The 19,779-nt window shown below is 64.5% G+C and carries 12 protein-coding genes and 1 pseudogene; 7 read left to right on the top strand and 6 right to left on the bottom strand.

All coding sequences use genetic code 11. The features are described from left to right. Positions 1–8: 8 nt before the first annotated feature. The 5 genes and pseudogenes from N539_RS0104835 to N539_RS0104820 all read right to left on the bottom strand — a co-directional run bounded on the left by N539_RS0104835 (position 9) and on the right by N539_RS0104820 (position 6,915). Positions 9–1,898 (bottom strand): glycoside hydrolase family 15 protein, encoded by a 1,890-nt coding sequence (locus tag N539_RS0104835; protein ID WP_051531398.1) that lies wholly within the window; start codon positions 1,896–1,898, stop codon positions 9–11. Between the two features lie 13 nt (positions 1,899–1,911). Beyond that, positions 1,912–2,286: a hypothetical protein gene (locus tag N539_RS0104830; protein ID WP_156029763.1), complete on the bottom strand. Its 375-nt coding sequence runs from the start codon at positions 2,284–2,286 to the stop codon at positions 1,912–1,914. A gap of 50 nt (positions 2,287–2,336) precedes the next feature. After that, a complete protein-coding gene (locus tag N539_RS0104825; RefSeq protein ID WP_051531506.1) occupies positions 2,337–4,514 on the bottom strand; it encodes a beta-glucosidase family protein in 2,178 nt (725 codons plus the stop codon). 44 nt (positions 4,515–4,558) lie between these two features. After that, positions 4,559–5,384: pseudogene (locus N539_RS19160) on the bottom strand (cupin-like domain-containing protein). Next, on the bottom strand, positions 5,365–6,915 hold the full coding sequence (locus tag N539_RS0104820) for a beta-N-acetylhexosaminidase (RefSeq protein ID WP_028969353.1): 1,551 nt from the start codon (positions 6,913–6,915) through the stop codon (positions 5,365–5,367). Before N539_RS0104820 ends, N539_RS19160 begins: the two are co-directional and overlap by 20 nt. Before the next feature lie 90 nt (positions 6,916–7,005). Between N539_RS0104820 and N539_RS0104815 the strand changes: the two genes are divergently transcribed. The 7 genes from N539_RS0104815 to N539_RS0104785 all read left to right on the top strand — a co-directional run bounded on the left by N539_RS0104815 (position 7,006) and on the right by N539_RS0104785 (position 18,053). Next, positions 7,006–8,046, top strand: coding sequence for a LacI family DNA-binding transcriptional regulator (locus N539_RS0104815; protein ID WP_028969352.1), 1,041 nt, complete (start codon positions 7,006–7,008; stop codon positions 8,044–8,046). Positions 8,047–8,215: 169 nt separating this feature from the next. Continuing rightward, entirely contained in the window at positions 8,216–11,038 is a 2,823-nt protein-coding gene (locus N539_RS15485; protein ID WP_231462884.1) for a TonB-dependent receptor, read from the top strand. 185 nt (positions 11,039–11,223) lie between these two features. Continuing rightward, the gene (locus tag N539_RS0104805; protein ID WP_197018342.1) at positions 11,224–13,020 is read left to right on the top strand and encodes a glycoside hydrolase family 3 protein; all 1,797 of its coding nucleotides are present in this window, start codon (positions 11,224–11,226) and stop codon (positions 13,018–13,020) included. 9 nt (positions 13,021–13,029) lie between these two features. Next, complete coding sequence (locus N539_RS0104800) at positions 13,030–14,523, top strand: tryptophan halogenase family protein (protein WP_028969350.1); 1,494 nt, start codon at positions 13,030–13,032, stop codon at positions 14,521–14,523. Further along, positions 14,520–15,944 (top strand): glycoside hydrolase family 30 protein, encoded by a 1,425-nt coding sequence (locus N539_RS15480; RefSeq protein WP_051531394.1) that lies wholly within the window; start codon positions 14,520–14,522, stop codon positions 15,942–15,944. Before N539_RS0104800 ends, N539_RS15480 begins: the two co-directional genes overlap by 4 nt. Next, the gene (gene gluP, locus N539_RS0104790; protein ID WP_231462882.1) at positions 15,941–17,221 is read left to right on the top strand and encodes a glucose/galactose MFS transporter; all 1,281 of its coding nucleotides are present in this window, start codon (positions 15,941–15,943) and stop codon (positions 17,219–17,221) included. The genes N539_RS15480 and gluP overlap by 4 nt, the downstream gene beginning before the upstream one ends. Before the next feature lie 22 nt (positions 17,222–17,243). Then, complete coding sequence (locus N539_RS0104785; protein WP_051531504.1) at positions 17,244–18,053, top strand: glycoside hydrolase family 16 protein; 810 nt, start codon at positions 17,244–17,246, stop codon at positions 18,051–18,053. A gap of 21 nt (positions 18,054–18,074) precedes the next feature. On the opposite strand, the gene N539_RS15475 is transcribed toward N539_RS0104785, so the two are convergent. Then, on the bottom strand, positions 18,075–19,604 hold the full coding sequence (locus N539_RS15475; RefSeq protein WP_231462881.1) for an MFS transporter: 1,530 nt from the start codon (positions 19,602–19,604) through the stop codon (positions 18,075–18,077). Positions 19,605–19,779: the final 175 nt, after the last annotated feature.

The following is a 19,779-nucleotide window of genomic DNA, read 5'->3' as shown; positions in this document are numbered from 1 at the left end:
GTTGAGGGTTACCGATCGAGCAGGTGCAGAACGTACGCACCTGCGCCGTACCCGACCATCGGCAACGCCCCCGTGGGATCGCCGATCTTGCCGGGAAACAGCGCGCAGGGGACGGCGACATACATTTCCGGGATGATGTTATGGTCGGCCGCGGCCTTGTTCACGATCCGCTGCAGCATCGCGTCGGCGTCGCTCTTGCGGCCGAGCGCGTGGTACAGCTGCGCCAGGTGCAGGTCGACGAACAGGAACTCTTGGCGCTCGTACCAATATTCGAAGATTTTCGGATCGGTGTAGGTGCTTCGAACGCGGCGGTAGCCGCCTGACGCGACCTTCAGCAATTCCATCCGATCCACCGTGTCGCGGATCACGTTCGCGTCGCGCACCACGCCGAAATTGATGATCGGCAGCAACGCGCCGTCGATGTCGTTCTTCACGCCGTCCTCGAGCGTTCCGCGAAGCTTGCCGTCGCGGATGAAGGCGGCGGCAAAGCCCGTCTCGAGCAGCGCTGCCTGGGCGAGCGCATTGTTTCTTGCCGCCTGGTCGCCGGCGCGCTGCGCGACCTCGGCGAAATTGTGCAGCCCGACGATCGCCAAAGCGGTGGAGAAGGCGAAGTGCTTCCTGTCCTTCTGCCGCTCCTCCCAGATCGAGGTATCCGCGGCGACGATCCGCCCCCCGCCATAGGGCTCGGTGTTGGCCAGGAGCGGCCGGACGATGAAATCGCGCGCGCTTTCGTACAGCCGTCCGCGATAGGTCGCGGTCTCCAGCAGTGCCGGGTCATCGTACCTGCGCAGATACTCGCCGAGCACCCACAGGACTTCGCCCCAGTCGTCATATTCGATGTTGGTCGCGCCCTCCTGGGTGAAGAAAGGCTCCTCCTCGCCGTTGCCGAAGTAACGCACGACCGAGACCTGATAGTCGGCGCCATGGACCTCGGCGCGCATTTTGCCGGTTGGGCGTGCATTGAAATACGCGAGCAAAGCGGCGCGTGCCTCCGCGCGGTGACCCATCCTCGCCAACGCCACCGTGGCCCAGGCCATGTCGCGGACCCAGGGCGTCGCATAGACATCGGGCAAGGCGGCGACGATCAGGCCGTTGCCATAGCGGCCCGGCCGGTTCGGCTCGCGGCTTTGGGCGATGCGCAGCATCGTCTCGCTCTGCCGCCACAAATGGCGCTCCTTGTCGTTCACGAACCTTACGGACGGGTTTGCCCGCCACCGCTCGAACTGCGCGAGCTCACGTTTGACCAGGACCCGAGTGGACAGGTTTGCGCGCCAGCGACCGACCTCGCGAATGGCGGCAGCGGCTTCGCTTTCATCCTTGAGTGCAATCAATGCCCACGCAGAGCTGGCAGCCAGCTGCTGGTTCGCTGGCGCACTGCGCGTCGCGGCCAGCGGGACCAGCAGCAGCGGTTCATCGATTCCCTCGAAACGCAGCAGCATCGTCCCGGACGCCAGCCGACGCTGTGACCTTATCGGCCGGTTCCATTCGACGCGCCACGGCGTCGCTGCTTCAAGGCTGATGATCAGCGCCGGGCGCGCAAGGCCGAACGGCATGAAATAATCCGCGTTGCCGGAGGCGGAACGCATTCGGATGACGTGCGTGTCGTCGACATAGTCGGTGGTGCGCCGTTGCCCGGCCTGGCCGTAGCCGAGCGCCTTGATGAAGTTGGCCGTCTCGATCCCTTCGCTCAGCGGATTGGCCGGGTCGGGCACGGTGAAGCTATGCGGGTGAGCATAGAATTTGGTCGCCACGCCAATCTCGGGCGCGACGACCGCGAACCCGAATCCGTTGCCAGTGACGAGATGAGACGCTGCTGCGGGTCCGCACGAGGCAAGCCCGAGGCCGACAGCCGCAATGAGGCGCACTCCGCCTCTGATGACCCGACGGAGCGCATTCATTGGCATTATCGAGCTACGGCTTTCGGTACGGCACCCAGTCGCCAAGGATGCAGACCGGTCCGGGGATGCCTCCGGTCAATTCGACCGCGCGAAAATGATCGCCGCGGCAATAGCGGCCGCCATGGACCTCGACGATGATCGTGCTCAGCTCCCTGAGTCCAGGGCAGGGGCCGCCAAGCCGGTTGACGTAGACTGTCGACCCAGAGCCGTAGCCGAGCGTTGCCGCGTCGATCGCGCGCAGGTTGCTCGCGGACTGGGTCGACACGCAGCTCTGCGGCGGACCTGCAACGCGGCCGGCGAGCGTTTGCGCGAGATCGGCGCCAGGAGGGACAACCGGGCGGCTGCATCCAACGAGTACGGTGAGTCCCAGCAGCAGAAGGCTTCGCATGATTGTATCCATAGAGTTCCGATTGCCCTCCCGCCACCACCAACCGCCGCCTATTGTTTGGACGCGCTCCAAAGATTGTCAGGCAGATCTATGTCGGCCGTTCGCATCTGATCATCGGACGATTGCCCGAGCAGAACTCGATATGTTCCGGGCTTCCTGTGCCAATTGTTGCCCGCAGCTTCATAGGTGCCGAGCAGGCGCGGATCGATCATCAGGTCGACCTGGGTCGCCTTGCCCGGCTTCAACGACGCCTTTGCGAACGCACCAAGTCGCTTGGGCGCCTCCCAGCCAGCCTTCACCCAATCCGCGGGCGCAACATAGACCTGGGCGACGCCCTTGCCGGCGTGCTTGCCGACATTGCGGATCGAGAAGCTGACCTTGATCCCCTTGCCGTCGGGTTGCGCTCTCAGGTCCGACAAGGCGAAGCGCGTGTAACTTAGCCCCCGTCCGAAGGCGAATAGTGGCTTGTAGCGCTTCACGTCGTACCATTTGTAGCCGATCGCGGCGCCTTCATCGTAGAGCACTTCGGCCGGCGTCCCGTCGGGCTGGCCGAGCCCGGCGATCTCCGGCCGCGCGAGCTGGCCGGGTGAGGCGGGGAAGCTGATCGGCAGATGGCCGGATGGATTGACCTTGCCGGTGAGGATCCGCGCGATCGCGTCGCCGCCGCGGATGCCCGGATAGAAGGCCTCGAGGATCGCCGGCACCTGGCCGACCCACGGCATGTAGATCGCACCCCCCGTTTCAGCGACGACGATGGTCTTCGGGTTGGCCTTTGCCACTGCGGCGACGAGCGCATCCTGGTTGCCCACCATCTCGAGGCTGGCCTCCGACCCTTCGCTGTTGTGGCGGGTGACGACGACGATGACGACGTCCGACCGCGCAGCCAGCGCCGCGGCGGACGCGAGGTCGGTGCCCGGATCGAACGATATTCGCGCCCGTGGCAACTCGCGCTTCAGCGCGTCGAGCGGCGGCGACGGCAGGTAGGTGTGGGTGTCGATCATCACCGCGCCACCGACCGGGGTCACATCTGACGATCCGGCGCCGGCGAGCACGCCCTTGTCGGCGTTGCCGCCGATCACCGCGATCGATTTGACGCCGCGCAAAGGCAGCAGGTCGCCGTCGTTCTTGAGCAGCACCAGCGACTCTTCCGCCGCCTTTTGCGAAACCGCGGCGTTGGCCGCGTAGTCGATCGGCATAGGCTTCACCGGGTCGTCGACCGGGCCCTTGGCAAACAATGCCCACAGTATCCGCTCAACCATGTCATCGAGCCGCGTTTGCGAAATCGCCCCCGATTGCAGCGCCGCCTTTATCGCCGGCGGCGCGAACCACGGCTTGTCGTCCTTGCAGCAGAAGCCGGTGAATTGGTCGAGCCCGCCGTTCGCCGCGCCGACGGTCGAATGGACCGCGCCCCAGTCGCTCATGACGAAGCCCTTGTAGGCCCAATCGTGCTTCAGCACCGTGTTCAGCAGATAGTCGTTCTCGCAGCCCCAACGGCCGTTGATCAAATTGTAGGAGCACATCACCGATCCGGGGGAGCTATTCTCGATCGCGAGCTCGAAGGCGAGCAGGTCCGACTGCCGCATGGCCGCGGCAGAGATCGTGACGTCGAGCGAGGTGCGCAGCGTCTCCTGGTCGTTCACGGCATAATGTTTGATCGTCGAGATGATCCGGTTGGACTGGATGCCGTTGATGAGCGCGCCGACCATCGTGCCGGCGAGCAGCGGGTCTTCGCCGGCATATTCGAAGTTGCGGCCGTTGCGCGGTTCGCGGGCGAGGTTGATCCCGCCGGACAGCATGGTGTTGTGACCCGTCGCGCGCGCTTCGGCGCCGATCATCGCGCCGCCCGCCCTCGGCACCGCCGGATCGAAGCTTGCGGCGGTGGCGAGCGAAGACGGCAAAGCGGTGCTTGGGATGAAGCTGTTGCGCACGCCCATCGACGCATCGGTCTGGGTCTGATCGGGAATTCCGAGGCGGGGAACGCCGGGGACGAAGCCCGCCGATCCCTTGACCAGGTGGCCTACGACATAGGTCTTCAGCTCGGGCGAAACCACGTCGTCGGGAACCTTGGCGACCTCGGTCAGCGCCTGGTCGGAAAAGCCGAACACCAGCCTCAGTTTCTCGTCGAGAGTCATCGCGGCGACGGCGGCGCGCGCTCGCGCCTCCGGCGGCAGGTCCCGATTGAGCCACGGCCGGTCCGGAGGGGTGGGCTGCGCCGCTTGGCCGGGCATGCCGAGCAACAATGCCACCGGCAGCAGCACCGCGATCCCCTTTTTCATGACCTTCCTTCCCGCGCCGGCGCGGAGTCCTCGCGCGCGTCCCACCAATAGTTCACGAGCACGTTGAAACGATCGAGCGCCTCGACGTGGTGAAACCAGTCGCGAGGAATGAAGATTGCGTCGCCCGGCGAAAGCTCCGCCACTTGCGCGACCTCCAGCGCCGAAGCGAAGCGCGGGAATCGATCGAGGTCGGGCGCCGTCACGTGCACCATGCTGATCGCCGCCCCGGCGGGGGTCGGATGGTTCGGCCCTGTAGAGGTTCGGCTCGGCCTCCGGCGGGAACAGCGTGAAGCGCCGCCGGCCCGCAGCGACCACCGCCACATTGTCGATCGGATCGTGGTGGGTTGCGACCTTCGCGGCATTGCCGATCCACACGCGCGGCGCGGCCTCGGGAGGCACCAACGGCATCGGGTGTGCCGCGGCGAATCCGGGGAAGAAGCGTTCTGCATCCAGGCCCTGCGCTGCAATCGCAAACGGCCGATAGCTCTTCTCCTGCTCACGGAGCCCCGCGAGGATCCCGGCAACATTTCCCTGCCCGCGGATGAAGTTCATCGAGTAATCGTGTTTTGCATAGTGGAACCGGCCTTCCAGCGCCGGATCGGCTCGAAGGACGTTGGCCTCGGATGCGCTCGCGCTCGCCTCGAGCAGCGACATGGCTTCGTCCGCGCCCTCTCGCGCGGCGATGACCAGCGGCCAGTCGCGCGCGATCTCGCGCAGCACGGCCGGTTGGCCGCCAGCCACGATCCCCGCGCGGAATTGCTTCGGGGTCGTCGCCGCCCGCTCCGCAATGGGCGCGAGCGTTTCAGTTGGTGATGAACTCATAGGCGTCCCCTTCGCCCCGGCGGGCGTTGATCCCTTTTGCGCGCAAGGCGTCGATGTGCGGGGCCAGCCGGTCCGAAAATTCCCTTTCGTCGCGGGGGCCCTTCGGCCGCCACGCGATTTCCGCGAGCGCGAGCACGCGCGGGAAGGTCATGAACTGGAGATAGCGCTCGGTCGCGATGAATTCGGTCCACACCGCCGCCTCGATGCCGATCACGTGCGCCTGCTCATCCGGGGTGAAACCATCCGGCACCGGTTCCCAGGCGAGCATTTTGCCGATGGACTGCGGGCCGCCCTTGTTTCCTTCCCACGGAGCGCCGGGCTCGCCCGGCCCCTGGGGATAATCGAAATAAAGCTGGTCGGCGGGCGACGCGACGAGGTCGTAGCCGTTCCTGACCGCTGCATCCCGGACCTCCGGCTTGTCCCGCCGCCACCATTGGATCACCACGCTCTTTGGCGCATTGGCGTCGACCTGCTCGTCCCACGCCATCGGGCGCTTCCCGAGGCTCTCGATGATGGCCACGACCCTGCGACCGAAATAGGCTTCGACGTCGTCGGTCGACTTTAAGTTCTGCTCGGCCTTGAGGCGTTCGACGTCGGCCATCCCGTTCCACACCTCGTCCCCGACCTCGTCGCCGCCGAAGTGGATGTAGGGCGCCGGGAACAGCCGGGCGGCCTCGGTCAGGATGCTGCGGACAAAGTCGTAGGTCTCAGGATTCGCTGGATTGAAGGCCGAGCCTTCCTTGTTGAAATATTTAGGATAGGCGCGGGCGGCAGCTCCGGCATGGCCCGGCATCTCGATCTCGGGGACGACGATGATGTGGTGGTCGGCGGCGTAAGCGACGATCTCGCGGATATCCGCAGCGGTGAAATATCGCGGCTGCCCGTCGACCAGCGCGCCGATGCCGGTCAGCCTGGGGTAGGCGGGGACTTCGAACCGCCACCCCTCATAGTCGGTCAAATGCAGTTTCAGGACGTTGAGCTTGTACGCGCCCATTTCGTCGATGATCTTGATGAGCGCTTCCCTGCCGAAGAAGTGCCGGGCCACGTCGACCGTCAGCCCCCGCCAGCGGAAGCGCGGAGCATCGTCGATCTCCACAGCCTGGACGGTCCGCTCTCCGCCCGGGCCTTTTTCCACCAGCTGCAGGAGCGTCTGGGCCCCGTAGAACAAGCCACGCGGATCCGAGGCTTCGATCGCTATGTCTTTGCCGGCCGCGCGCAGGCGATAGCCTTCGGGGCTGGCGACGACGCTGGCGGGGACGAGCGTAAGCCGGATTCGCGAACCGCCTCGCGCACCCTGCTTCAGGCCGAGTTGGCTGGACAGATTGGCTGCAACCGACGCGGCTTCGCCGCGGGCTTCAACGCGCGTGTCGGCGTTGATCCGAACGGCTCCGTCGTGCCAGGCAATCTGCGCCGGCAGCGGAATCAGCGCCGGGCGCGCCGAAGCTGCGCAAGCGGGGACGCACAGCGCGAGAAAGATCAAAAGACCTCGCGCGAACGGCATCCTCGGCAGGGCAAATGAAAGCGCTTCCATTCGTGCTCGTTTTAAGGAGGCATTTCCGCTGCTGGCAAGCGCGCACGTCAGCCGTTGCGAACGGATGAAAGGCTTGCCAAGCTCACGCGCATGAGCAGGCGGAACTCGACCATCGACGACGTTGCCAAGGCGGCCCGCGTCGCGCGGGTCACCGTGTCGCGGGTTCTCAACAACGTCCAGAACGTCCGCCCCGAAACGCGCGAGCGGGTTCGCCGCGCGGTTGAAGAGCTCGGTTATTCGGTCAATCGCCAAGCGCGCGCGCTGGCCAGCGGATCGGGCACGCAGATCATGCTCATCCACGCGCACAACCCCGAGCGCGAGCCGAACAGCTTTTACAATGCCGGCCTGGAACTCGGGGCGTTGCGGGCTTGCTCGTCGCTGGGTTTCGACCTCGTTACGCGCGCAATCGATCCGGCCGGCGAGCAGCAGCCGTCGCGCCTTCTTGCGGCGATTCTCGAGCATGAGAGCCCGGCGGGCATCATCGTATCGCCGCCGATGTCGGACGATTTCGACCTTCTCGCCTGCGCCCAGCGCGTCGGGGTGCGGATGGTCGCCATCTCGGCGGGCGAGCGCGGGCGCTCGATCGTTCCGGCCGTCGGCATCGACGACCGCGCGGCCGGGCGGACGATTGGCGACCATCTGCTGGCGCTTGGCCACCGCCGCTTTGGTTTTGTCAAAGGACCTCCGGACCACCAGTCCGCGGGGCTTCGCTACGACGGCTTCCTCGATGCGCTTCGCGCTGCCGGGATCGATCATGAGCCATGGACCGCGACGGGCGATTTCACCTTCCATTCGGGGGTCGAGGCGGCGGAGCGGCTGCTGCGGGAGCAGGGATCGGTCACGGCGCTGGCATGCGCCAATGACGACATGGCGGCGGGGGCGATGCTGGCGCTTCACCGCGCCGGCCTCGAAATCCCATCGGCGATGTCGGTCGCCGGCTTCGACGACACCCCGATGTCGGAGGTGATCTGGCCGCCGCTGACGACGGTTCGGCAACCGATCAAATTTCTCGCCGAGCGCGCGGTCCATTTGCTGTTCGAGATCGATCCGGCGCCGCATTACGAATGCGTCGAGCACGAGCTCATCGTGCGGGAGTCGACCGCCGCCCCCAATCCTTTCCGGACCGCTTGACAGGGGCGTGGCTTTCAAGCACCAAATGGAAGCGCTTCCATAGAGGTATGGAAGCGAGGCCGTGAATGCTCGGGCGGACGTGGCCGAACTGGGGAGAGAAAATTTGTTCCACTCGCCGCGCTCGCGCCGTGCCTTGCTTTTGGCCGGAGGCTGTTGCTCGTCATTACTGGTGCTCGGGCTACCATCGGCAGCATTGGCGCAGGCGACCACGGATCAGCCGGATCCGAACGCGCCTGCGCCGCCGCCACCGGCACCGGCGGATGCTACCACGCCTGGCGAGCCCAATGCCCAACAACCGGCGGCTACCCCGACGGATAGCGGCGCGATTGTCGTTACCGGTTTCCGTGGGAGCCTCCAGAATTCGATCAACATCAAGCGCCGCGAGCGCGGCACCGTCGAGGCCGTATCGGCCGAAGAAATCGGCAAGCTGCCCGACGTTTCGATCGCCGAGTCGATCGCGCGTCTCCCCGGCATCACCGCACAGCGCGTCAAGGGGCGTGCGGAGATTGTGTCGATCCGCGGCTTCTCGCCCGACTTCACGACGGTTCTGCTGAACGGTCGCCAGCAGGCGAGCTCGGGCTTCAACCGAGCGGTCGAGTTCGACCAATATCCTTCAGAGCTCATGGCCTCGGTCGTGGTCTACAAGACTCCCGATGCGAGTATCTCGGGTATGGGACTTGCCGGCACGGTCGATCTTCGGACCATTCGCCCGCTCGAATTTGGCAAGCGCGCGGTTGCGATGAACCTGCGCGGGCAATGGGATCAGGGCGGCGGCCGGAACAAGGACTTTTCCAAATACGGCTGGCGGGGCAGCGCCAGCTACATCGACCAGAATGAGGACGGCACGCTCGGCTGGATGGTGAGCTATGCCCATCTCGACTCGCCAAGCCACGTCAACCACACCAAGAACTGGTTTTATTCCGATCTAGGCGACGGCATCCAGGTCCTGCAGGGTGACGAAATACGCGCCAGCAATTCGCGCGACATTCGCGACGGCGTTACCGGCGCCATCGAATGGAAACCGAGCGATGCGGTCCATTCAATACTCGATCTCTATTATTCGCGTTTCAAACAGAAGACGCTCACGACGGGCGAGGAAGGTTCGACGACGCCGTTCAACGGCGATCCCGTGACGTTCAACGTTAGCGAAACCCAGGACAAGGGTGGTTTGACGTTCTCCGTTGCCGACCACGTCAACAACGTCGTTCCGATTCTTAGATGGAATGCGGTCAACCGGACCGACCATCTGTTCTCGGCGGGCCTGAACAACGATTTCCGGCTGGCCGAGCGCACGCATCTGCTCGCTGACCTGTCATATTCGTCCAACAAGCGCGTCGATAAGGATACGGAAATTTTCGGCGGTTATGGGGTCGGTCCTCACCTGGCGAGCGTGTTCGACAGTTTCGATCGCCTGATCCCGCTCGACGGGTTCAACACCCTGTCGAATGGCCAATTCGACTATGCCGACGCCAGCAAGGTGTCGCTTGGCGATCGCGGCGGCTGGGGCGGATATGGCTCCGAAGGACATATCAAGACGCCACACATCCGCGAGAGGCTGGCGTCGGGCGATGCGACGATCCGTCAGGACTTCGAAGCGTCGCCCCTTGGGAACTTCATCAGCAGCGTCGAAGCGGGCGTGGATTATACCCACCGCCACAAGGATAAGACGGTCACCGAGCTAGACCTGTTCCTGAAGAATAATCGTCAGCAGGTATTGGTCGATCCGCAGTTCCTGAACGATCCGACGTCGCTGGGCTTCGCGGGAGACTTGAGCATACTCGGGATCGATGTCGACAAGCTGGTCGGCAGCGGAAATTACTACGACGTCGTCCAGCTCGAGGATGCGAACCATTTCGACAAGGCATGGGACATCAAGGAAGGCATCACGACCTTCAAGGCCAAGGCGAATATCGATTCTGGCGAGTTGCACGGCAATGTCGGCGTCCAGGTTGTCCGGCAGAAGCAAACATCTAGCGGCCTTCGGATCTTTGCCCCCAGCGATGGCTCGGCAATTCAACTCCAGGACGTGAGCGCTGGGGCATCGTACACGGATATCCTGCCGAGCTTGAATCTTTACTATGACTTGAACCGGCAGAACCGCGTCCGCTTCGCCTTGGCCAAGGTCATGGCGCGACCGCGGATGGACGATATGCGCGCGAATCTCGTGCCAGGGTTCAATGGCGGAATTTGCCAAAATGTGCAGCCGCCGTGCGTCGCGGGCCAGGAAGTTCACCCGTGGTCCGCCGGTGGCGGCAACCCACAGTTGGAGCCGTGGCGCGCCAAGGAACTCGACGTTGGCTATGAATGGTATGGCGGGAAGGCGAGCTATTTCTCCGTCCACGGGTTCTACATGTGGCTGGACAATTACATTTATAACCAGGCGCTGACGGCCGACTTCTCAGGTTTCACGCCACCGGCGACCGAGTTGGCCAAGATTCCGCCAGGCGTCATCGTCAGTCCGATCGGCGAGATCGACGTACCCGCCAACGGCCAGGGCGGGTGGATCGGCGGCGTCGAAGTAAGTGGCGCGTTCGAGTTCGGCCGGCTTTCTAGGGTGCTCGATGGTTTCGGCGCGACCGGGAGCGTGTCCTACACTGACTACAAGCTGAAGAAGGAGGCGCAGGACAGTCTCCCCGATCGGATCCTGCCCGGCTTCTCGAAGTGGGTCTACGACGCCACAGGCTATTATGAGAAAAATGGTGTCCAGGCTCGCCTGTCCTACCGGCATCGGTCCACCTTCAAGGGCGAGGTCGTCTCGTTGTTCACCAACCTGGGCTTCCCATTCATCGGGGCTGACGATCAAATGGACGGACAGATTGGCTACACCTTCCAGCCCGGCTCGCGTTTCAACGGTCTCGGTATTGTGCTGCAGGTCAGCAACATCCTCAATTCGCCCTATCGCGAATTCTCCCCCACCGGCGGGGTCCAGACGCTCAACGTGTACGAGGAATACGGGCGATCGTGGCTGCTCGGCGCGAGCTATCACTTCTAGGACTGCGTAAAATGTTGGTTTTGACAAAGGCGATGGGCATGCGCCCGCGCGTGATCGTTTGCGCGCTGGGCGCAGCGCTCGCATCGTGTGAGACGGCTCCCGCGCTGTGGCCGCGAGCTGTCGCTCCGATAGCGTTGCCGTCCGAGGCCACAATAGACGCGCGCGCTCGCCAGATCGTCGCCGGAATGACACTGGAGCAAAAGGTCGGTCAGATCACCCAGGCCGACATCCGCTCGGTCACGCCCGACGATGTGCGCAAATATTATCTCGGATCGATTCTCAACGGCGGCGGCGCGTGGCCGGGCATGAACATGCACGGGAGCGTCGACGACTGGCTCAAGCTGTCGGACGAATATTACCGTGCGTCGATGTCGACCGACATGGCGGTGAAGGTGCCGGTCATCTGGGGCACCGATGCCGTTCACGGACACAACAATGTCTATGGGGCAACGCTTTTCCCGCATAATATCGGTCTTGGCGCGGCGCATGATCCGGCGCTGATGGCGCGAATCGGCCACGCGACTGCCGAGCAGATCCGCGCGACCGGTATCACTTGGGCCTTCGCGCCCACCCTCGCAGTCGTGCAGAACCCGCGCTGGGGCCGGACCTACGAAAGCTACAGTTCCGACCCGGCAGAAGTTCGCGCTTATGCTGAAGCGATGGTTGCCGGTCTTCAAGGCCAGCTCGGCTCGGCAACGTCGGTGCTTGCCACAGCCAAGCATTGGCTCGGCGACGGGGGCACCTTTCACGGCCAGAACGAGGGCGTAACCCAGACGACGGAAGCGAACCTTTACCGCACCCATGCAGCGGGCTATTACGGCGCGCTCGCCGCCAACGTGCAGACGGTGATGGTGAGCTATTCGAGCTTCACCGACACCGCGACGGGCCGCGCCTGGGGCAAGATGCACGGCAACGCCTATCTCAACACCGACGTGCTGAGGGGACGCCTTGGTTTCGAGGGGTTGGTGGTGAGCGACTGGAACGGCATCGGCCAGGTTCCGGGCTGCACCAACTGGCATTGCCCGCAGGCGATCAATGCCGGGATCGACCTCGCCATGGTCCCCGACGACTGGAAGAAATTCATCGCGTGGACCATCGAGGATGTGCAGGCCCGCCGAATCCCGATGAGCCGGATCGACGAGGCCGCGGCGCGGATCATCGCGGTGAAGCTCCGTAGCGGCTTGTTCGATCGGTCGCCCGCCGCTGGACCGCATCCGGGCGCGGAGGTCATGTCGTCGCCGTCGGTCCGCGAGCTCGCGCGCGAAGCCGTCCGCAAATCGCTCGTCCTGCTGAAGAATGATGGCGCGCTTCCGCTGAAGCGCGGCCGCATCCTGGTGGTCGGGAAGGGCGCGGACAGTCTGCCGATGCAGTCCGGCGGATGGTCGCTTACCTGGCAGGGCGACAATACCAAGACATCGGATTTTCCCAATGCCGACTCCCTGCTAGCGGCGCTGCGCAAATCGCTTGGTTCGACGAATGTGGACTATAGCGCCGATGGCACCGGCGTCGACGTCAGCCGCTACAGCGGGATCGTCATGGTCGCCGCCGAGAAGCCCTATGCCGAGACTGCCGGAGACATCGTCTTCCCGGCCTCGCTGCGCCACTCCAGCCGCTATCCGGAAGATCTGGCCGCTCTCGACCGGGTCAGCGGCAAGGGTGTGCCGGTGGTCACGCTTCTCTTTTCCGGCCGGCCCGTCGCGGCGAACGACCTCATGAATCGCTCCGATGCCTTCGTCGCCGCCTTCCTTCCGGGCACCGAGGGCCTGGGCCTTGCCGACGTGTTGCTCGCGGCCCCGGACGGGCGTGCCGCCTATGACTTCACCGGCCGCCTGTCGTTCGACTGGCCGGCGGGCGATTGCCTGCCGCAACAGGGCGGGTACCGATTCCCGCGGGGCTATGGCCTATCGCTAACTCGTCCCGCGCGGCTCGGGCCGTTGCCCGAATCGCCGCCGACAATGGCTTGCCCGCCCGAAAGCCGGTAATCCGGGCCGATGAAGAAGATTCTCATTGTCGGGGGCGGCACGGCCGGGTGGATGGCCGCCGCTTTGTTCGGCAGGTTGTTCCGCGGCCTGTGGGACATCGAGCTGGTCGAGAGCGAGGCCATCGGCACGGTCGGCGTGGGCGAAGCGACCATCCCCGTCATCAAGGAATATAATGAGCTGATCGATCTCAACGAAGTCGAGTTCATGCAGCGGACCCAGGCGACCTTCAAGCTCGGGATCGAGTTCGTCGACTGGTTCAAGGAGGGCGAGCGCTACCAGCACGGGTTCGGGATCATCGGGCAGGACTGGGAATGGCTGCGTTGCCATCAATATTGGCTTCGCGCCAATCAGCTTGGGCGGGCTCGCGATTTCGGCGACTTTTCGATCAACACCGCTGCCGCCCGGGCGGACAAGTTCATGCACCCCAGAATCGAGATGGCGGAATCCCCGATCGGCCATATCGTCTATGCCTTCCACTTCGACGCCTCGCTCTATGCCAAATATCTGCGCGGGCTTGCCGAGCAGCATGGCGCCAAGCGGACGGAGGGTCGCATCGTCGACGTTCAGACCGCCGAGAATGGCGACCTTGCCTCGATCACCATGGAAGACGGCCGGGTCATCGAAGCCGACTTCTTCATCGATTGCTCGGGCTTCCGCGGCCTCTTGATCGAGCAGACTCTCAAGACTGGCTACGAGGACTGGAGCCACTGGCTGCCGTGCGACCGTGCGATGGCCGTTCCGTGCAAGAGGACCGAGCCGCTTCATCCGTTCACGCGATCGACCGCGCGCGATCCGGGTTGGCAATGGCGGATCCCGCTCCAGCACCGCACCGGCAACGGCCTTGTCTATTCCAGCAAACATATCGACGACGACTCGGCGGAAAAGCTGCTGCTCGCGAACCTCGACGGAGAGCAGCTCGCCAATCCCAACCGCCTTCGCTTCACCAGCGGCAAGCGCAAGAAGATGTGGAACCGCAATTGCGTCGCGCTGGGCCTCGCCGCCGGGTTCCTCGAGCCGCTCGAATCGACCAGCATCCACCTCGTGCAATCCGCCGCGATCCGCCTCGTTCGGCTGTTCCCCGACGGCAAGACCGACCAGGCTACGATCGACGAATTCAACCGCCAATCGGATTTCGAATGGGAGCGCGTGCGCGACTTCATCGTGCTTCATTATTGGGCGAACCAGCGCGACGGCGACTTCTGGGAATATTGCCGCAACATGGAGCTGCCCGAAACGCTGACGAACAAGATCGACGTTTGGCGCTCCAACGGTCGCATCTTCCGCGAAAACCACGAGCTGTTCGGCGAAGAAAGCTGGATCCAGGTGTTCCTCGGCCAGGGGCTCGTTCCGCGCGGCTACGACCCGCTCGTCGCGATCAAGGGCGATTTGGAGATCGAGCAATTCCTCGGCAATATCGCCGCGACGATCGATCGGTGCCTCGACGTCATGCCCTCGCACGACGAGTATGTGAGCAAATATTGCCCGGCCGAGCCGGTCGCATGAAGCGCATCGCGGCCGCGCTCTTCGGCCTGGTGCTAACGGCCGGCTGCACATCCATTGCGCCGCCGGCTCAAGCCCCCGCGGAAATGTGGCTGACGACCGCCGACCAGTCGCAAAAGCTGGCGCCGCAACCGATCGTCGCGCCCACCGGGCCCGCGACGGGAGACGAAACCGTCACCATCGATGCCGCCCGCCGGTTCCAGCGGATGCAGGGGTTTGGCGCGGCGATGACGGATGCGTCGGCGGAGCTTTTCTCTCGCCTGCCGGACGACAAGCGCAAAGCGATCATGGCCGAGCTGTTCGGGCGGGCAGACGGCGGCCTCGGCCTGTCCTTCACTCGGCTGACGGTCGGAGCGTCGGACTTCTCGCGCACCCACTACAGCTATGACGATACGCCCGGGAACGCGCCCGATCCCGAGCTTCGCTATTTCTCGATCGCGCCGGCGCGCCAATATGTGCTTCCGCGGGTGCGCGAGGCATTGGCGCTCAACCCCGAGCTCAAGGTGATGATCAGCCCGTGGAGCGCGCCGGCGTGGATGAAGACGACGCGCAGCCTGATCCAAGGGCAGTTGCTTCCGCAATATTATCCGGCATTCGCCAATTATCTCGCGCGCACCGTCGAGGGATTCGAGCGCGAAGGCGTGTCGGTCGCGATGCTGACCATCCAGAACGAGCCCGACTTCGAGCCCGATTCCTATCCCGGGATGCGGGTCAATTCGCCCGATCGCGCCAAGATCATCGGCGGCTTCGTCGGCCCGGCGCTGCGCGCGCGCAGGCTGAAAACCCAGATCCTCGATTACGATCACAATTGGGACAATCCGGAGATGCCGTGGACGGTGCTCTCCGACCCGGTCGCCAGGCGCTATGTCGCGGGCGTCGCCTGGCATTGCTACGAAGGCGATGTCCCGGCCCAGTCGCAGGTCCACGACGCCTTTCCCGACAAGGATACCTGGTTCACCGAATGCTCGGGCGGCGAATGGCAGCCCAAGTTCGACGAGACTCTTGGCTGGATGACGGACAAGCTGATCATCGGCGGCGCCAACAATTGGTCGCGCGGGGTGCTGCTGTGGAATCTTGTGCTGGATCCCGCGCATGGGCCCCACAAGGGCGGCTGCGCCGATTGCCGGGGCGTCGTCACGATTGACCCGGCGACCGGCGCTATCACGCGCAACGTCGAATATTATGTGCTCGGTCACGCGAGCCGCTTCGTGCTTCCCGGCGCCTACCGCGTCGCCGCCACCAAGCGCGACTCCGGGGTCGAGGCGGCGGCGTTCGTCAATCGAGACGGGAGCCGCGTCGCCATCCTGCATCGCAACTCGGGCGAGGGTCCGGTCAGCGTGGCGATCGACGGCAGCCGGTATGTCGTGCCGCTCGCCGTGGGATCGGTCGCGACCTTGCGCTGGGGCGGCATAGGCGGCCGGTGACGCGCCTCGCGCCAGAGAGCAGGCGGTCGCTGCTCGCGTTCTCGGCGGTCACCACTTTGTTCTTCGCATGGGGCTTCATCACCTCGAACAACGATCCGCTGGTCGTCACTTTGCGCGCCGCTTTCAGCCTCAATTATACCGAGGCGCTGCTGACCCAGATCGTTTCGTTCCTCGCCAACGGGCTGCTGTCCTTGCCCGCGGCCTGGCTGTGCAGCCGGATCGGTTCGATCGACACGATCCTCGGCTCGCTGGCGGTGATGATTGTCGGCTGCCTCGCGGTGATGCTCAGCACCGATACCAACAGCTTCCTGCCAATCCTCGCCGCACTGTTCGTGCTGGCGGCGGGGTTCACCGGCCTGCAGGTCGCGGCCAACCCGCTCGCCGCCGAGCTCGGACCGCCGCACCGTCGGCATTTCCGGTTGAACTTCGCGCAAGCCTTCAATTCGCTCGGCGTTGTGCTCGGGGTCCATTTCGGCTCGCTCGTGATGCTGGGCGGCTTTCCGCGACAGGCGGGTGGAATGCCGAACCGCGCTACGATCCTCAGCTCGGTCGATCGCGCTTATGTGATCATGGCGGCGCTGCTGATGTCGCTGCTGCTGTTGTTCGCGATGTTGCGAAAACGCCTTTCGAGCGCCGCGCCCGATCAGCTGCGCCCCGCGCCGGCGGGGATGTTCGAGGCGCTGCGGTCGCGCTGGGCAGTGTTCGGCGCGGTCGCGATCGGTCTCTACGTCGGCGCCGAGGTGTCGATCGGAAGCATCATGATCAACTTCCTCAACCAGCCGCAGGTGCTTGGCCTGCCGTTCGAGGTTGCCGGCGGGTACCTGGCCAATTTCTATTGGGGCGGGGCGCTGTGCGGCCGGATCGTCGGGACGGTGCTGCTAACCCGAATGCGTGCGGATCGACTGCTGGGAACGTGCGGGGTCGTGGCTGCCGCCTTGTGTGTGACGGTCCTTACGGGCCACGGTCCCGTCGCCGGCTATGCCGCGCTCGCGATCGGCTTTTTCAATTCCATCATGTTCCCGACCATCTTCACCATCACGCTGGAGCGGTCCGGCGTGTCGCAGAGCGCGACTTCGGGCCTGTTGTGCGTGGCGATCTTCGGCGGCGCGCTGTTGCCGCTGGCGGTTGGAGCACTCGCCGACCGCTTCGGGCTCTCTGCTGCCTTCGCGGTCCCGCTGGTTGGTTATGCATTCATCGCGCTGTTCGCGGCGGCGGCGCGTGAGGGGCGCGCCGGTCCCGCCGTGCTATTGCCCGCCCAGGGCTCGCCGATCCCATGAAGGGGAGACCGACGTGATCTTGATGCCGGCCCTGGCGCTCGCCGCTTTGTCGCCGTTCACCGTAACCAACTCCACCTACGATGGACCGGTCCGCCGGCCGGCGAACATGCGCCTCGTCTGGCGAGACGAGTTCAACGGCCGCACGCTCGAGCTCACCCGATGGCGCTATGACACCGCCTTCAACAAACGCGGCTGGTTCAACAACGAGAAGCAATATTATTCGCCCGGCCGGAACCTGCAGGTCCGGCATGGCGCCATGATCATGGAAGCGCGCCACGAAGCCCCCCGGCAATTCCCCGACTGGGGCGGGCAAAATTACACGTCCGCCAAGATCGTCTCGACGCGCGCCTGGACCTACGGCTTCTACGAAATCCGCGCCAAGCTGCCGTGCGCGCCGGGCACCTGGCCGGCGATCTGGATGCTTCGCCAGCCGATGACGAAATGGCCCGACGATGGCGAGATCGACATCATGGAGCAGGTGGGGGCCGAGCCGAACCTGATTTACTCGACACTCCATACCCTGGCCTACAACCACCGGATCGGCACGCAGCGGAGCGCGCAGCGGCTGGTGCCGAGCAGTTGCCGCGCTTTCCATCGCTACCAGCTCGACTGGCGCCCGGATTCGATCACCATCGGCGTCGATGGCCGCGGCATCCTCCGTCACCGCCGGCAACCGGCGGACGGAAAGGCGGAGTGGCCGTTCGACGCCCCGTTCGACCTCATCCTGAACCTTGCCATCGGTGGCGATTGGGCGAGCCAGAAGGGGATCGACGATGCCGCTATGCCGCAGCGGATGGAGGTGGATTACGTACGCGTGTGGCAAGCGCAGTAATCGCCGGTCTCGCTTACGCCGCTACATTCCGGTTGCGGCGAACGTGTGGCCGTCGGGGTCGAGGTCGCGGAGATCGCGGCCGCGTGTTTCGCGGCCGAACCATGCCAGCAAGGCCAGAGCAGCAACGGTCGGCACGACGATGATCAGCGAGACGAGGAAAAGCGGCGGGACCAGAGCGAGGATCGCGAAGAACTGCGCGATCACCCCGCCGGCCTTGCTGCAGGCCGCGACGGTGCCGGTCGTGCGGCCGCGGATGCGCAGCGGGAAACTTTCGGCGGTGTAGGGGAGGAGCATGGCGATCAGCGCATTGGTGCCGACGATCAGAAGCGCCACGGGAACGACCGGGCTCCCGCTGCCTAGGAATTCGAGCTGCAGCACTCCGAGCAAGCCAACGATCGTCACCGCGATCGCGCCCACGACCGACCATTTCGAGCTGAGCCGGCTGTAGGCGAAAGCAGCGACAAAGACGGTCGGGAACGCGATGAGGGCGGATTCGGCGAGGAGCTTGCTGGTGATTTCAACGCTATATCCCCGGGACACCAGATCCGCGGGAAGCCAGAGCAGCAAGCCGAAGTTGATCAGCCCGTAGCAGATCGCCGCGAGCGAGAGTGCCGACAGTTTTCCGATGAAAGCTCGGCCGGTGAGCGCGACCGCTGCTCCTTTCTGCAGCGCGAGCTGTTCGGCCGCGCGGGCGTGGCGTGCGGTCGAGCCGAATCGCTGCATGATCGCTCTCGCTTCCTCGCGGCGACCGCGGGCCAGCAAGAACTTGGCGGATTCCGGAATGAACGCCCCGAGGAGGACGAGCGAGAGGCCTGTCGGCAGGTTGAGAAGCCACAGGATTCTCCAGCTGAAAATCGGCTGGAGCAACGCCGACAGGCCGCTCGCCGCGAAATAGCCGCCGACCGCGCCCAGGCCGCCAACCAATACCAGCGCCCAGCCCCGATGCTTGCTCGGAATCATCTCGGCCAAAAGCGCGTAGGTGACGGGCAGCATCCCGCCCGCCGCGGCGCCCATCATGAAGCACATGCCGACGTTCCACCACAAAGAGGGCATGGCCCCGCAGATCGAGGTGCCAACGAACATCACGGCCGAGAGCAGGATCGAGGCCTTGCGACCATAGATGTCGGCCAGCGTTCCCCAGACGATTGAACCGACCACGGTTCCGATCAGCGCGGAGAAAGGGACCATCGACACGCTCGCCTTGGGTTGATGATATTCGCTGATCATCCCGGGAATGGTAAAGCCGAGGCTTGCCGGCTTCATAATGTCGATGATGAGAGCGATGACGAGTACCGCCATCAGTCCCCAATGGGCGGCCGTCAGTGGGGCATCCTCGGGCGGCGAAACGACGATTTCCTGCGACGCCGACAGCTGTTGCGAGATGTTGCGCGGAAGCAATCCGTAGGCGGCAATTCCGATGCCGCCGATGATGGCGACCATCCCCGTCACCATGTCCGGTCCGATCGGCATGCCGGAGAGGCGGAAACCCATGTCCCGCCCCATCAGGAACATCGGGATGTGAAGCAGGACGCCGACGGTGACTGCGAGCACTCCGAACCCGAAAGCCCACAGGTGCCGCCGGTCGGAAAGAGTCGAAGAGCTAAGCAATTGCCGCGTTCCCAATGTCCGGAGTGACGACCATTTGACGGTTGCGTAAACCCTTGTGCGGGAACAACCGGGTGATGGAGGTGGCTTGATGACCCCTCCTGATTTGTCCGCTACTGGC

It is taken from the genome of Sphingomonas sp. URHD0057 (genome assembly GCF_000620665.1).
Lineage (GTDB): Bacteria > Pseudomonadota > Alphaproteobacteria > Sphingomonadales > Sphingomonadaceae > Sphingomicrobium.
This window is presented reverse-complemented; position numbering and strand designations above follow the sequence as displayed.

Bases quoted from the DNA above. Each gene is read 5' to 3' on its own strand.
- N539_RS0104835 (WP_051531398.1), bottom strand. From the start codon at position 1,898: ATGAATGCGCTCCGTCGGGTCATCAGAGGCGGAGTGCGCCTCATTGCG.
- N539_RS0104830 (WP_156029763.1), bottom strand. From the start codon at position 2,286: ATGCGAAGCCTTCTGCTGCTGGGACTCACCGTACTCGTTGGATGCAGC.
- N539_RS0104825 (WP_051531506.1), bottom strand. From the start codon at position 4,514: ATGCCCGGCCAAGCGGCGCAGCCCACCCCTCCGGACCGGCCGTGGCTC.
- N539_RS0104820 (WP_028969353.1), bottom strand. From the start codon at position 6,915: ATGGAAGCGCTTTCATTTGCCCTGCCGAGGATGCCGTTCGCGCGAGGT.
- N539_RS0104815 (WP_028969352.1), top strand. From the start codon at position 7,006: ATGAGCAGGCGGAACTCGACCATCGACGACGTTGCCAAGGCGGCCCGC.
- N539_RS0104805 (WP_197018342.1), top strand. From the start codon at position 11,224: ATGACACTGGAGCAAAAGGTCGGTCAGATCACCCAGGCCGACATCCGC.
- N539_RS0104800 (WP_028969350.1), top strand. From the start codon at position 13,030: ATGAAGAAGATTCTCATTGTCGGGGGCGGCACGGCCGGGTGGATGGCC.
- N539_RS15480 (WP_051531394.1), top strand. From the start codon at position 14,520: ATGAAGCGCATCGCGGCCGCGCTCTTCGGCCTGGTGCTAACGGCCGGC.
- N539_RS0104785 (WP_051531504.1), top strand. From the start codon at position 17,244: ATGCCGGCCCTGGCGCTCGCCGCTTTGTCGCCGTTCACCGTAACCAAC.